At 72.8% G+C, this 13,973-nt stretch carries 10 protein-coding genes; 6 read left to right on the top strand and 4 right to left on the bottom strand.

From position 1 onward, the window contains the following. Positions 1-153: 153 nt before the first annotated feature. From tsaE to trxA, 6 genes are all read left to right on the top strand, one after another. On the top strand, positions 154-672 hold the full coding sequence (tsaE, locus tag QNJ30_26185; protein MDJ0946955.1) for a tRNA (adenosine(37)-N6)-threonylcarbamoyltransferase complex ATPase subunit type 1 TsaE: 519 nt from the start codon (positions 154-156) through the stop codon (positions 670-672). Next, positions 669-1,682 carry a phosphotransferase gene (locus QNJ30_26190; protein MDJ0946956.1) on the top strand — a complete coding sequence of 338 codons (1,014 nt, stop codon included), beginning with the start codon at positions 669-671 and terminating at the stop codon, positions 1,680-1,682. The genes tsaE and QNJ30_26190 overlap by 4 nt, the downstream gene beginning before the upstream one ends. Next, the gene (locus QNJ30_26195) at positions 1,679-2,422 is read left to right on the top strand and encodes a nucleotidyltransferase family protein (protein ID MDJ0946957.1); all 744 of its coding nucleotides are present in this window, start codon (positions 1,679-1,681) and stop codon (positions 2,420-2,422) included. The genes QNJ30_26190 and QNJ30_26195 overlap by 4 nt, the downstream gene beginning before the upstream one ends. Beyond that, positions 2,419-5,421, top strand: a complete 3,003-nt coding sequence (gene addB / locus QNJ30_26200; GenBank protein ID MDJ0946958.1) for a double-strand break repair protein AddB — start codon at positions 2,419-2,421, stop codon at positions 5,419-5,421. Before QNJ30_26195 ends, addB begins: the two co-directional genes overlap by 4 nt. Beyond that, a complete protein-coding gene (gene addA, locus QNJ30_26205) occupies positions 5,418-8,891 on the top strand; it encodes a double-strand break repair helicase AddA (protein ID MDJ0946959.1) in 3,474 nt (1,157 codons plus the stop codon). Before addB ends, addA begins: the two co-directional genes overlap by 4 nt. 87 nt (positions 8,892-8,978) lie before the next feature. Further along, positions 8,979-9,314 carry a thioredoxin gene (gene trxA, locus QNJ30_26210; protein MDJ0946960.1) on the top strand — a complete coding sequence of 112 codons (336 nt, stop codon included), beginning with the start codon at positions 8,979-8,981 and terminating at the stop codon, positions 9,312-9,314. Between the two features lie 182 nt (positions 9,315-9,496). Here trxA and QNJ30_26215 read toward each other — a convergent pair whose 3' ends face one another. The 4 genes from QNJ30_26215 to trpB are packed head-to-tail and all read right to left on the bottom strand — an operon-like array spanning position 9,497 to position 13,847. Next, positions 9,497-10,825: a folylpolyglutamate synthase/dihydrofolate synthase family protein gene (locus tag QNJ30_26215; protein ID MDJ0946961.1), complete on the bottom strand. Its 1,329-nt coding sequence runs from the start codon at positions 10,823-10,825 to the stop codon at positions 9,497-9,499. Next, entirely contained in the window at positions 10,788-11,756 is a 969-nt protein-coding gene (accD, locus tag QNJ30_26220; GenBank protein MDJ0946962.1) for an acetyl-CoA carboxylase, carboxyltransferase subunit beta, read from the bottom strand. Before accD ends, QNJ30_26215 begins: the two co-directional genes overlap by 38 nt. 25 nt (positions 11,757-11,781) lie before the next feature. Continuing rightward, on the bottom strand, positions 11,782-12,639 hold the full coding sequence (gene trpA, locus QNJ30_26225; GenBank protein MDJ0946963.1) for a tryptophan synthase subunit alpha: 858 nt from the start codon (positions 12,637-12,639) through the stop codon (positions 11,782-11,784). Then, positions 12,636-13,847: a tryptophan synthase subunit beta gene (trpB, locus tag QNJ30_26230; GenBank protein MDJ0946964.1), complete on the bottom strand. Its 1,212-nt coding sequence runs from the start codon at positions 13,845-13,847 to the stop codon at positions 12,636-12,638. The genes trpA and trpB overlap by 4 nt, the downstream gene beginning before the upstream one ends. Positions 13,848-13,973: the final 126 nt, after the last annotated feature.

The following is a 13,973-nucleotide window of genomic DNA, read 5'->3' on the forward strand; positions in this document are numbered from 1 at the left end:
GGTGGTCGGGGCCGGTCGGGTTTCGGGTCGTCTGAGCGCGCCCTACGATGGCCGCCGGCCCCTGCCTTGGCAAGCCTTGCATCCTCGCCGGATCGCCGCTAAGTCGCTTCCGCCGTTGCCCGACTCGGGGCCGCCCGCTAAGAAGAGCCCGTCATGGCCGTCGCCCTCCGAACTCCGCCAAAGCGACAGCTCCGCCTGGACGACCGGGCCGCGACCGAGGCCCTCGCCCGGCGGGTCGCACCCCTGCTGCGCGCCGGCGACCTGGTCGCGCTCTGGGGCGACCTCGGCTCTGGCAAGACCAGCTTCGCGCGCGCCCTGATCGGCGCCTTGCCGGCCGCCGACCCGGCCGCCGAGCCCGAGGAGGTGCCGAGCCCGACCTTCACCCTGGTGCAGATCTACGACCGCCGGCCGGCACCGGTTTGGCACTTCGACCTCTACCGGATCCGGGACCCCGAGGAGGTTCTCGAGCTGGGCTTCGAGCAGGCCCTGGCCGAGGCCGTGAGCCTGGTCGAATGGCCGGAGCGGCTCGGCGCCCTGCTGCCGGAGGACCGGCTCGACCTGCGCCTCGACTTCGGGCCGGCGCCCGAGGCCCGCGTCGCGCGGCTGGAAGGCCACGGTGCCTGGGCGGCGCGGCTGGCCGATCTCGAACTCGACGGAGAGCCGTGGACTTGAGCGCGCGCGAGGACGTCATCCAGGCTTTTCTCGATGCCCAGGGCTGGGGCGGCGCCGCGCGGCGGGTCCTGGCCGCGGACGCCTCCTTCCGCCGCTATCTGCGGCTGGAGCGAGACGGCGAGCAAGCCGTGTTGATGGATGCCCCGCCCCCCGAGGACGTCCGGCCCTTCGCGCAGGTCGCCAGCCTGCTGCTGAGCTTCGGCCTCTCCGCGCCGCGGCCGCTGGCGGTCGACGAGGCCGCGGGCCTGATGCTGCTGGAGGACCTGGGGGACGCGACCTTCACCCGGGTCCTGGCGCGGGGCGGCGACGAAGCCGCGCTTTACCGCCTCGCGGTCGATACCCTGATCGCCCTCCACCGGGGCTGGTCGCCGGACCTGCCGTGCGCCGCCGGGCTGCCGGCCTACGACGAAAAGCGACTGCTGGACGAGGCGCTGCTGCTGACCGACTGGTTCCTGCCGGCTGTGCGCGGCGGGCCGACGCCGGCGCCGCTGCGGGAGTCCTACATCGCGGCCTGGCGCGCGGTCTTCCCGGTTGCCCAGGCCCTGCCGGAGACCCTGGTCCTGCGCGACTATCACGTCGACAACCTCATGGTCCTGGAGGGCCGCGCCGGCGTGGCCGCCTGCGGCCTGCTGGATTTCCAGGACGCGGTGCGCGGCTCGCCGGCCTACGACCTGGTCTCATTGCTGGAGGACGCCCGGCGCGACATCGACCCGAAGCTGGCGGAGGAGATGTTCCGGCGCTATCTCGCCGCCTTCGAGGGCCTCGACGGCGCAAAGCTGCGCGCCGCCATGAGCGTGCTCGGCGCCCAGCGCAACGCCAAGATCATCGGCATCTTCACCCGCCTGGACCGCCGCGACCGCAAGCCCGACTATCTGAAGCACATCCCGCGGGTTTGGCGCCTGCTGGAGGGCGACCTGGCCGATCCCGCCCTGGCGCCGGTGCGGGCTTGGTTCGACCGCGAGATTCCGGCGGCCGAGCGGATTGCGCCGCCCAGGGAGACCGCGGCATGAGCCGCCGCCGCCGCGGCCCGAAGGTGGCCATGGTCCTGGCCGCCGGTTTCGGCAAGCGGATGCGGCCGATCACCGAGACCCTGCCCAAGCCCCTGGTCCGGGTGAACGGCGAAGCCCTGCTCGACCGCATCCTCGACCGCCTGGCCGAGGCCGGGGTGAGGAAGGCGGCGGTCAACCTGCACCACCTGGGCGAGGTCATCGAGGTCCATCTCAAGGACCGCAAGGCGCCCGAGGTCGTGTTCTCGCCCGAGGCCGAGATCCTGGAGACCGGCGGCGGGGTCAAGAAGGCGCTGCCCCTCCTCGGCAAGGAACCCTTCTTCGTCGTCAACGGCGACGTGCTCTGGGTCGACGGCCGCAGCGCCGCGCTGCGCCGCCTGGCGGAGGTCTGGGACGGCCGCAGGATGGACTGCCTGCTGCTGCTGCACCAGTGCGTCTTCGCCTACGGCTACGAAGGCCTGGGCGACTTCTTCCTGGACCCCGTCGGGGTGGTGCGCCGGCGCCGCGAGCGCGAGGTTGCGCCCTTCGTCTTCGGCGGCATGCAGATCATCGATCCCAAGCTCTTCGACGCCATGCCGGACGGCCCCTTCTCGCTGAACCGGATCTACGACCTGGCGGCGGAACGGGGCCGGCTCCACGGCATCTGCCACGACGGCGAGTGGTTCCACGTCGGGACGCCCGAGGACCTCAAGTTCGCCGAGGATGCCATGCATCACATGAGCGTCCCGGCGATCCACCGATGACCCCGGGGGCGCCCGCGGTCAGCTCGATAGCCGCCGGCGTCTCCTTCGTCGACGCCCTGGCCGCCGGCCTGCTCGCGCGCCATGGCGAAGATCCCCTGGAACTGGCCGACCTCACCTTGCTGCTGCCGACCCGGCGCGCCTGCCGGGCCATCCAGGATGCCTTCCTGAGGGCCTCCGGCGGCCGCCCGCTGGTCTTGCCGCGCTGCCTGCCCCTGGGCGACCTCGACCCCGAGGAGCTCGTCCTGGCCGAGGCAGACGGCCTGGGCGGGGCCCTGGACCCCGAGCTGCCGCCAGCGATCCCGCCGCTGCGCCGGGATCTCCTGTTGTCCCGGCTGATCCTGAAGCTGGGCACCACGGCTGCAGGTCCGGGCGGTCCCCTCAACGAGGAGCAGGCGCTGCGGCTCGCCCAGGAGCTCGGGCGCTTCCTCGACCAGGTCGAGACCGAGGGCCTCGGCCTGGAGCGGCTGCGCGACCTGGTGCCCGAGGCCTACGCTGCCCATTGGCAGATCACCCTGCGCTTCCTCGGCATCCTGGAGGAGTCCTGGCCGGAGATCCTGGCCGCGGAAGGCGCGATCGGTGGCGCCGAGCGCCGCCGTCGGCTGCTCGAGGCCCAGGCGGCGCTCTGGGAACGGGAGCCGCCCGCGCGGCCGGTCATCGCCGCCGGCTCGACCGGCAGCATCCCGGCGACTGCGGCCCTGCTTGCCAGGGTCGCACGCCTGCCCCGGGGCGAGGTCGTGCTGCCCGGCCTGGACCGGGAGGCGGAGCCGGAGACCTGGGCGCAGATCCGCGAGGACCCGGCACATCCCCAGCACGGCCTGGCCCGCCTGCTCGAGTGTCTCGGTGTGACCCGCGACGAGGTGACCGACTGGCCGGCCGCGATCGCTCCCGGCCTGGAGCCGCGCCGCCGCCTGGCGGACTGGGCGCTGCGCCCGGCGCCGGCAACCGCGGCCTGGCGCGACCTCGCGGCCGGCCTGTCCGAGGCGGAGCGGAACGCGGCCCTGGACGGGGTCGCCCGCATCGACTGCGCGGACCCCGGCGAGGAGGCCTTGGTCATCGCCCTGGTCCTGCGCCAGGCGCTCGAGACCGAGGGCCGGACGGCGGCCCTAGTGACCCCGGACCGCGACCTGGCGCGGCGGGTCGGGGCCGAGCTGCGGCGCTGGGAGATCCTGGTCGACGATTCGGCCGGCCGACCCCTGGCGGAGACCTCGCCGGGCGTGTTCCTGCGCCTGCTGGCCGCCCTGGCGGCGAGCGGGCTGGCGCCAGTGCCTCTGCTGGCGGCTCTCAAGCATCCCCTGGCTGCCGGCGGCCAGGCGCCCGGCGCCTTTCGCGCCCGGGTCCGGGAGCTCGAGCGGGCGGTCCTGCGCGGTCCGCGCCCGGCGCCGGGCTTCGCAGGCCTCCGCCGGGCCCTGCGCTCCGCCAAGGATGGGGCGAGCCTGTCGGGCTTCCTGAAGGACCTGGAGGCGCGCCTTGAGCCCCTGATCAAGGCTTTCGGCGGCCGGCGCCGCCGGCTGGCGGAGCTGGTCGAGGCGCAGCTGGCCGCGGCGGAGGCCCTGGCGGCCAGCGACGAGCTGGGGGGCGCGACGCGGCTCTGGACCGGGGAAGCCGGCGAGGCGGCGGGCGAGTTCCTCGCCGACCTGCTGGCCGCGGCGGACGATGGCGTGACCCTGGACCCCGGCGGTTTCCCCGGGTTTTTCGATAGCCTGCTGACCGGGCGGGTGGTCCGGCCCCGCTTCGGCCGGCACCCGCGCCTGCACATCTGGGGGCCGCTGGAGGCCCGCCTGCAGCATGCCGAGGTGGTTGTGCTCGGGGGCCTCAACGAGGGCACCTGGCCGGCCGAAGTCGAGGCCGGGCCCTGGCTCAGCCGGCCGATGCGGCGGGACTTCGGCTTGCCGGCGCCGGAACGGCGCATCGGCTTGGCGGCCCAGGATTTCGTCCAGGCCTTCACCGCGCCGCAGCTCTACCTGACCCGCGCGCAGCGGGTCGAGGGCACGCCGACCGTGCCGTCGCGCTGGCTGCTGCGCCTGGAGGCGCTGCTGCAGAGCTTCGAGCGGGGCGAGGCCTGGCGGGACGAGGCATCGCGGTGGCGCGCCTGGGCCGAGGCGCTGGACCGGCCGACGGCACCGGTCGCGGTCAAGCCGCCGGCGCCCCGTCCGCCGCTGGCGGCGCGGCCGCGCAAGCTCTCGGTCACCAGGATCGAGACCTGGCGGCGCGATCCCTATGCGCTCTACGCTGCGGAAATCCTGCGCCTCAGGGCCCTGGAGCCGCTGGACGCCGATCCCGGTGCCGCCGAGCGGGGGATCCTGATCCACGAGGCCTTGGAGCGCTTCCTCAAGGCTTGGCCGAACGCCCTGCCCGAGGATCCCGAGTCGGTCCTGCGCGCGCACGGCCGCGAGGTCTTCAAGGCCATCGAGGCCAAACCGGGTGCCTATGCCTTCTGGTGGCCGCGCTTCTGCCGGATCGCCCGCCACGTCGCCGAGATGGAGGCCGAGCGCCGGGTCGGGCTGCGGCAGGCCCTGGCCGAGATCCGCGGCAGCTTGATCCTCGATGCGCCGGGCGGGCCCTTCGCCCTGACGGCCAAGGCAGACCGCATCGAGGCCTATGCGGACGGCCGGCTGGCGATCCTCGACTACAAGACCGGCGGGCTGCCGCTGGTCAGGGACGTCAAGGACGGCTACGCGCCGCAGCTGCCCCTCGAAGCGGCGATCGCCGCGGCCGGCGGGTTTCCGGGGCTCGAAGCGGCCGAGGCGAGCGAGCTGGCCTACTGGAAGCTGAGCGGCGGCGAGCCGGCCGGGCAGATCCAGACGGTCAAGGCCGCGCCGGCCGAGCTCGCGGCGGCCGCGCTCGAGGGCCTCGCCGCCCTGGTCGCCCGCTTCGACGATCCGGCCACGCCCTACCACGCCGTGCCGCGGCCCGAGCGGGCGCCGACCTACACCGACTACGCCCACCTGGCGCGGGTCAAGGAGTGGTCGGCGGGTGTCCTCGGGGAGGGTGCGGAATGAGCGGCGCGTCGGCCGAGGCCATGATCGCCCGCGCCTCGGCGCTGCAGGTCCGGGCCGCCGACCCGGAGCGCTCTATCTGGGTCGCGGCCTCGGCCGGCACCGGCAAGACCAAGGTGCTGACCGACCGGGTGCTCAGCCTGATGCTGGCCGGGACCCCGCCCGAGCGCCTGCTTTGCCTGACTTTCACCAAGGCCGCGGCTGCCGAGATGGCGACCCGCATCGCCCGGCGACTGGCCGACTGGACCACAGTCGGCGAGGACACCCTGGCCGCGGCCCTGACCGGTCTGCTGGGCCGGATGCCGGAGGACGGCGAGATCGCCCTGGCGCGCCAGCTCTTCGCCCGGGTCCTCGACGCCGAGGGCGGCCTCAAGATCCAGACCATTCACGCCTTCTGCCAGTCCCTGCTCGGCCGCTTCCCCCTGGAGAGCCGGGTCGCACCGCATTTCCAGGTCCTCGACGAGCGCTCCGCCGCGGAGCTGCTTGCGGCGGCCCGCGAGGCGGTCCTGGCGCGCAGCGCCGCGGAGCCCGGCGGGGCCGTCGCCAATGCCCTCGAGTGGCTCGCCGGCCTGCTCGACGAGACCCGCTTTACCGAGGTGCTGGCCGAGCTGACCCGCGAGCGGGGCCGCTTCACCCGCCAGGTCGAGCGCCTCGGGTCGGCCGGCCTGGCGGCGGCGATCAACGCCCGGCTCGGCATCGGCCGCGAGGAGACCCCCGAAGTGGTCTTGGCCGAGGCTGTGGCGGACTCCGCCCTCGACCTCATGGGACTGCAGCTGGTCGTCTCGGCACTGGAGGCCGGCACGGACAAGGAGCGGACGGAAGGAGCCACGCTCAAGCTCTGGCTGGCCTTGCCGGCGGCGGCGCGTGCCGACGCCTTCGAAGACTACGCAGCGCTCTTTCTGACCGCCAAGGGGGAGCTGCGGAAGCGCCTGCTGACCAAGGCCGCGCAGGCCGCCGTGCCGGGTGCGGAGGCGATCATGGCGGCTGAGGGCGCCCGTCTCCAGGCCGTGCTGCTGCGGCGCAACAAGGTGGTGACGGCGCGCGCGACCCAGGCCCTGGCGACCCTGGGCGCGGCGGTCCTGGAGGGCTACGAGCACCACAAGGCCTGGGGCGCCTTCCTCGACTACGACGACCTGATCCTGAAGACCCGCGACCTGCTGCAGAGCCAGGGCATGACCGGCTGGGTGCTGTTCAAGCTGGACGGCGGCCTCGACCACGTCCTGATCGACGAGGCCCAGGACACCAATCCGGAGCAATGGCAGATCGTCGAGGCCCTGACCCGCGAGTTCTTCGCCGGCGAGGGCGCGCGCGAGGGCCCGCGCACCGTCTTCGCGGTGGGCGATGCCAAGCAGTCGATCTTCGGCTTCCAGCGCGCCAAGCCCGAGGAGTTCCTTCGCCTGCGCGGGGTGATGGCGGCGCGCACGGCGGCTGCGGGCCAGCGCTGGGACGACGTCGACCTGGACGTCTCCTTCCGCTCGACTGAGGCCGTGCTGGCCGCGGTCGATGCCGTCTTCGCCGGTGCCGCGGCGCGCGATGGCGTCCTGCCCGACGCGCGGCCTTTGCGCCACGAGGCCAGCCGTCGGGGCCAAGCCGGCGTGGTCGAGCTCTGGCCGCCGGCGCCCCTGGTCGAGAGCGAGTCCGAAGCGCCCTGGAGCGCGCCGCTGGAGCGCCGGGGCACGACTCCGCCGCGGCGGCGCTTGGCGCGGCTCATCGCCTGCAGGATCCACCACTGGACCCTCGACCCCAAGGGGGCGGAAGACCCGGAATCGCAGCTGCCGTCCAAGGGCCGGCGCCTGCGGCCGGAGGATTTCCTGATCCTGGTTCGTCGGCGCAACGAATTTGTCGAGGAGGTGGTGCGCGAGCTCAAGCTGCTGCGCGTCCCGGTAGCCGGCGTCGACCGCATGGTCCTGACCGACCAGCTTGCGGTCATGGATCTGATCGCCCTGGGCCGCTTCCTGCTGATGCCGGAGGACGACCTGACCCTGGCGACGGTCCTCAAGGGTCCCTTCATCGGCTTCGACGAGGAGCAGCTCTTCGCCCTGGCCCACGGCCGTCCCGGCACGCTCTGGCAGGCGCTGCGGGACGGCCGGGGCGAGACGCTGCACGCCCGGATGGCCTTGGACCTCTTGTCCGAGCTGCTGGCCCAGGTCGATACCCTGCCGCCCTATGAGCTCTACGCCGAGATGCTCGGCCGGCGGCGCGGTCGGGAGAGCCTGCTGGCCCGACTCGGCCGCGAGGCCGCCGACCCGATCGAGGAGTTCATGGGCCTGGCCCTGGCCTACGAGCGTGAGCATCCGCCCTCTCTGGAGGGCTTCCTGCACTGGCTCGAGGCCGGTCAGCAGGAGGTCAAGCGCGACCTGGAGCACGGCGGCCGGGCGGTCCGGGTGATGACCGTGCACGGCGCCAAGGGCCTGCAGGCGCCGGTGGTCTTCCTGCCCGACACCCTGCAGCTGCCGCAGAGCAGCGACAGCCTGTTCTGGCTCGACGACGAGGACTTGCTGCTCTGGCCGCCGCGCCGGGCCTGGGACGACGAGGTCGCCGAGGCGGCGCGCGCCCGGCAGCGCGAGGCCCAGCTCCAGGAATACCGCCGCCTGCTCTACGTCGCCATGACCCGGGCCGAGGACCGGCTCTACGTCTGCGGCTGGGCCGGCCGAAACGATCCGCCGGAGGGCTGCTGGTACGACCTGGTGCGCCAGGGCCTGGCGGCGCGGGCCGAGGCGGTCGACTTCGATTTCTCCGGGGCGGCGGCGGAGGGCTGGGCCGGGCCCGGCCAGCGCCTCGCGACCGCGCAGGCGGCGGCGCCGGAGCCCGCCGAGGCCGGGCCGCCGCCGCTTGCCCCTGGGAAGCTGCCGGACTGGGCGAGCCGCCCGCCGGTCCCGGAGCGCCTGCCGCCGCAGCCCCTGGCGCCTTCGCGGCCGCGCCTGCCGGAGCCGCCGCTGCGCAGCCCCCTGGGCGCCGAGGAGGGCGCCGCGCTGCGCCGCGGCCGCCTGGTCCATCGCCTGCTCGAGCTGTTGCCGGAGCTTCCCGCGCAGGCCTGGGCCGCGGCCGGCGCCCGGCTGCTCGCCCTGCCTCAGCAGGGCCTGACGCCCGAGGAGGCGGAGGCCCTGCTGACGTCGACCCTGGCGCTGCTGGACCATCCCGATTTCGTCAGGTTCCTCGGTCCGGGCAGCCGGGCCGAGGTGCCGCTCGCCGGGGTGATCGAGGGGCGCGGCGGGCCCCAGGTCGTCGCCGGTCAGATCGACCGCCTGGTGGTCGAGGCGGAGTCGGTGGCCGTGGTCGACTACAAGTCGAACCGTCGCCCGCCCGACGACCCGGCCGGGGTGCCGGAGGTCTATCTCAAGCAGATGGCGGCCTACCGGGCGCTGCTGGCGGAGATCTATCCCAAGCGGCGGATCGACTGCTACCTGCTGTGGACGGAGGGGCCGCGGCTGATGCAACTCCGCTCCGCTCAGCTCGCCGATCACGCGCCTTGACCTTGGCAGCGCCCGGCCCCAGATTCCCGTGATCCCGAGTCGCGCCCGACCCCGGCGCCTCCAAGAAACAGGTCACAGGAGTGGGTAATGACGACGACCGCAGTCAGCGACGCCAGCTTCGAAAGCGACGTTCTCAAGGCCGACGCACCGGTTCTGGTTGACTTCTGGGCCGAGTGGTGTGCGCCCTGCAAGGCGATCGCACCGGCGCTGGAGCAGCTCGCCCAGGACATGCAGGGCCAGCTCACGGTCGCCAAGATGAACATCGACGACAACCCGCTGACCCCGCAGAAATACGGCGTGCGCGGCATCCCGACCCTGATGCTGTTCAAGGACGGCCAGGTCGCCGGCACCAAGATCGGCGGGAACCTGACCCGCAACGAGCTTGCCGACTGGGTCGGCGGCGTCATCGGCATCGCCGCCTGACGACAGAGGCCGAATCCGGTTTTCGAGCCCCGCCCTCGTGGCGGGGCTTTTGCTTTTCGCGTGCCCCTCACCCTCCCACAGCGCCGCCGCGCTGCGGGTCCCTCCGTATCCCTTGGGAGAGGGATGCGGAGGCTTGGCGAGGCCTCGGCCGAGCCCTAGCCGGAGCTGGGTGAGGGGTGGCTTTACCCCGGCGGCGTGCCGTTCTCGGCCAGCACGCGGCCGGCGAGGTAGAGGGAGCCGCAGATCAGGACCCGGGCAGGCCCGTCGGCGTCTCTGTGTACGATGGCCGCCAAGGCGTCCGAAACGCTCGCGAAGGGCGAGGCTGCGAAGCCGACGGCCCGGGCCGCCTCTGCGGCTTCGGCAGCGCTGAGCGCCCCGGCCTCGCCGGGGATCGGGACCGCGGAGAGCGAGGCGGCGCCGGGCCCGAGCAGGCGGAGGAAGGTCGCCACCGCCTTGGTCCGCATCATCGCGTAGACGATGTGCAGGGGCCGGTCGCGCCAGCCCGCCGCCATGCGGGCCAGGCTCTCCGCCGCGGCGACGTTGTGGCCGCCGTCCAGCCAAAGCTCCCAGCCTTCCGGCAGGGCGTCGAGCAACGCGCCCTCGGTCAGCTCTTGCAGGCGGCCCGGCCAGCTGGCTTCGGCCAGGCCCCGGCGCCGCGCCGTCGCGTCCAGGCCGAAGCCCTCGAGCCTCTCCGCGCAGGCCAGCGCGATGGCGGCATTGGCGACCTGATGGCCGCCCGGCAGGGCCGGCGCGGGCACCTGCAGATGCCGCTCGCCCAGCCGGAGGGTCCAGGCGCCGCCGTCCTCGGCGGCCGTGAAGTCCCAGTCCCGGCCGTGCAGGAAGAGCGGCGCGCCGATCCGCACCGCCTGGGCCTCGATCGCGGCCCGGGCGGCCGGCGCCTGGGGTCCGACCACGGCCGGCATCCCGGGCTTGAGGATTCCGGCCTTCTCGAAGGCGATGGCCTCCAGGCTCTCGCCCAGGAACTGGGTGTGGTCGATCGAGACCGGGGTGATCACCGAGAGCGCCGGCCGTTCGATCACGTTGGTCGCGTCGAGACGCCCGCCGAGGCCGACCTCCAGCAGCAGGACGTCCGCCGGGTGCCGGGCGAAGGCCAGGAAGGCGGCGACCGTGGTGATCTCGAAGTAGGTGATGGGCTCGGCGCCGTTGGCGGCCTCGCAGTCCTCGAGCAGCGCGGCCAGCTCGGCCTCGGGGATCAGGCCCTCGGCCAGGCGGATCCGCTCGTGGAAGCTTACCAGGTGTGGGGAAGTGTAGGCCTGGACCCGCTTGCCGGCTGCCTCCAGCATGGCGCGCAGGTAGGCGATGACCGAGCCCTTGCCGTTGGTGCCGGCGACGTGGACCACCGGCGGCAGCTGCGCCTCCGGACGGCCGAGCCGGGCCAGCAGCCGCTCGACGCGGCCGAGGGAAAGGTCGATGATCTTGGGGTGGAGGCGGCTCAGCCGCTCCAGGATCGCGTCACTCGGCGGCTTTGCGATCGATCGTCCCGGCGCCATGCTTGGGGTCGTTCGTGTTGCTGGCCTTGCCCTTGGCCCGGGCGGTCGTCGTCGCCACCGGCAGGGCGATGGCCTCGGGCGGCGCCGGCTGCCGGATCAGGGTCAGGAGGCGGATCAGGGTGCCGCGCAGTTCGCGCCGGTCGACGACCATGTCGACCATGCCGTGCTCCAGCAGGTATTCCGAGCGCTGGAAGCCGTCCGGCAGGGTCTCGCGGATCGTCTCTTCGATCACCCTCGGGCCGGCGAAGCCGATGATGGCGCCCGGCTCGGCGATCGCAATGTCGCCCAGCATGGCGAAGGAGGCGGTGACGCCGCCGGTGGTCGGATCAGTGATCAGCACCAGGTAAGGCAGCCCGGCTTCCCGGACCATCTCGACCGCGATCACGCTGCGCGGCATTTGCATCAGGGAGAGGATGCCCTCCTGCATCCGCGCGCCGCCCGAGGCGGGCACGACCAGCAGGGGCGCCTTGGCCTTGATTGCCGCCTCGGCGGCGGTGACCAGGCCTTGGCCGACGGCGATCCCCATTGAGCCGCCCATGAAGCTGAAGTCGAAGACCGCGACCACGATGGGATGGCCGCCCATGTGGCCGCTTGCGACCATGATGGCGTCGGTCTCGCCGGTCTTGTTCTGGGCGTCGCGCAGGCGGTCGGTGTAGCGCTTGTTGTCGCGGAACTTGAGCGGATCGCTCAGCGGCTTGGGCAGTGCGACCCGGTCGTAGGCGCCGTCGTCCAGCAGCATCTCCAGGCGCCGCTTGGCCGAGATGCGCAGGTGGTGGCTGCAGTGCGGACAGACCCGCTGGTTGTTCTCAAGCTCGCGGTGGAAGACCATCGCGCTGCAACTCGGGCACTTCTCCCAGAGGTTCTCCGGGACGTCCTTGCTCTGGACCAGCGCCCTGATCTTGGGCCGGACGAAGTTCGTCAACCAGTTCATGGCTCGCTATCCAATCCTGTCCGCCTCAGCCACGCGCCCCGCGGACGCCTTGGGCCAGCTCGGCGACCAGTCCGAGGACAGTCGCCGCCAGCCCGTCCCGGGCGCGGCCGTCGTCGTCGAGCCCGGCCTTGACCGCGTCGACGATGGCGGAACCGACCACGGCGGCCTCGGCCACCTTGGCGATTTCCGCCGCCTGCTCGGGAGTCTTGATGCCAAATCCGACGGCGATCGGCAAATCCGTATGCCGCTTCAGCCGGGCCACCGCCTGCTCGACCGCGGCGGCGTCAACGGCCCGGGTGCCGGTGATGCCCATGATCGAGACATAATAGAGGAAGCCGCCGGTGCGTGTCAGCACGGCCGGCAGGCGCGCGTCGTCGGTGGTCGGCGTCGCCAGTCGGATGAAGTGCAGCCCGGCCTGAATCGCCGGGATGCAGAACTCCTCGTCCTCCTCGGGCGGCAGGTCGACCACGATCAGACCGTCGACGCCGGCGGCGACCGCGGCCTCCAGGAAGGCATCGACGCCGAAATGATAGATCGGATTGTAATAGCCCATGAGGACGATCGGCGTGTCCGGATCCCCGGCGCGGAAGCCGCGCACCATGCCAAGCACGCCCTTCAGGGTCATGCCAGACTTCAGCGCGCGCAGGCTGGAGGCCTGGATCGCCGGTCCGTCAGCCATGGGGTCGGAGAAGGGCATGCCCAGCTCTATGACGTCGGCGCCGGCGGCCGGCAGGCCGCGCAGGATCTCGGTCGAGGTCTCGCGGTCGGGGTCGCCGGCGGTAACGAAGGCGACCAGACCTGCCCGGCCCTCCGCCCGCAAGGCGGCGAAGCGCCGGTCGATCCGGCTCTCGGCGCCGGCGACCGCGGGCGCGGCCTCGCTCATATCTCGACTCCCAGGGCCTCGGCCACGGTGAAGACGTCCTTGTCGCCGCGACCGCACATGTTCATCACGAGGATGTGGTCCTTCGGCAGCTCCGGGGCAATCCTGATCACCTCGGCGAGCGCATGAGCCGGCTCCAGGGCGGGGATGATGCCCTCCAGTTTGCAGCAGAGCTGGAAGGCGTCGAGGGCGTCCCGATCGGTCACCGCGACGTAGTCGACCCGCTTGCTGTCCCGCAGCCAGGCATGCTCCGGCCCGATCCCGGGATAGTCCAGGCCGGCCGAGATCGAATGGGCCTCCAGGATCTGGCCGTCGCCGTCCTGCAACAGGTAGGTCCGGTTGCCGTGCAGCACGCCCGGCTCGCCGGCATTGAGCGAGGCGGCGTGCTTGCCGGTCTCGATCCCGTGGCCGGCGGCCTCGACCCCGATGATCCGCACGTCGGGGTCGTCGAGGAAGGGATGGAACAGGCCGATCGCGTTGGAGCCGCCGCCGATGCAGGCGACCAGGGTGTCCGGTAGGCGCCCCTCGGCGGCCTGAATCTGCTCGCGGGTCTCGCGGCCGATCACCGACTGGAAGTCGCGTACCATGGCCGGATAGGGATGCGGGCCGGCCGCGGTGCCGATGATGTAGAAGGTGCTCTCGACGTTGGCGACCCAGTCGCGCAGCGCCTCGTTCAGGGCGTCCTTCAGGGTCCGGCTGCCGCTGGTCACCGGGATCACCTCGGCGCCCAGCAGCTTCATGCGGAAGACGTTGGGCTTCTGCCGCTCGATGTCCTCGACGCCCATGTAGACCACGCAGGGCAGGCCGAAGCGGGCGCAGACCGTCGCCGTCGCCACGCCGTGCTGGCCGGCGCCGGTCTCGGCGATGATCCGGGTCTTGCCCATGCGCCGGGCGACCAGGATCTGGCCCAGGCAGTTGTTGATCTTGTGCGCGCCGGTGTGGTTCAGCTCGTCGCGCTTGAAGTAGATCTTGGCGCCGCCCAGGTGCTCGGTCAGGCGCTCGGCGAAGTAGAGCGGGCTGGGCCGGCCGACGTAGTGCTTGGAGAAGTGCTCGAACTCGGCCTTGAAGGCCGGGTCCGCCTTGGCCGCCTCGTAGGCCTGCTCCAGGTCGAGGATCAGCGGCATCAAGGTCTCGGCGACGTAGCGGCCGCCATACATGCCGAAGTGGCCGCGCTCGTCCGGGCCCGCGCGATAGGTGTTGAGCTGTTCCATGGGTGGCGCGATCGCCTTGCAGAAAGCCTCAGGGCGCGGACTTTGCCCCATTGCGCCCGCGCTCGCAATGCCTTCGGCGTTGGCCGATCCGGGCGAAGGCGGCGCAGACTCTGGCGTTGTACGAGT

Source organism: Kiloniellales bacterium (assembly GCA_030066685.1).
Lineage (GTDB): Bacteria > Pseudomonadota > Alphaproteobacteria > Kiloniellales > JAKSBE01 > JAKSBE01.

Coding starts and splice junctions, on each gene's coding strand:
- tsaE (MDJ0946955.1), top strand. CDS start 154: ATGGCCGTCGCCCTCCGAACTCCGCCAAAGCGACAGCTCCGCCTGGAC.
- QNJ30_26195 (MDJ0946957.1), top strand. CDS start 1,679: ATGAGCCGCCGCCGCCGCGGCCCGAAGGTGGCCATGGTCCTGGCCGCC.
- addB (MDJ0946958.1), top strand. CDS start 2,419: ATGACCCCGGGGGCGCCCGCGGTCAGCTCGATAGCCGCCGGCGTCTCC.
- addA (MDJ0946959.1), top strand. CDS start 5,418: ATGAGCGGCGCGTCGGCCGAGGCCATGATCGCCCGCGCCTCGGCGCTG.
- trxA (MDJ0946960.1), top strand. CDS start 8,979: ATGACGACGACCGCAGTCAGCGACGCCAGCTTCGAAAGCGACGTTCTC.
- QNJ30_26215 (MDJ0946961.1), bottom strand. CDS start 10,825: ATGGCGCCGGGACGATCGATCGCAAAGCCGCCGAGTGACGCGATCCTG.
- accD (MDJ0946962.1), bottom strand. CDS start 11,756: ATGAACTGGTTGACGAACTTCGTCCGGCCCAAGATCAGGGCGCTGGTC.
- trpA (MDJ0946963.1), bottom strand. CDS start 12,639: ATGAGCGAGGCCGCGCCCGCGGTCGCCGGCGCCGAGAGCCGGATCGAC.
- trpB (MDJ0946964.1), bottom strand. CDS start 13,847: ATGGAACAGCTCAACACCTATCGCGCGGGCCCGGACGAGCGCGGCCAC.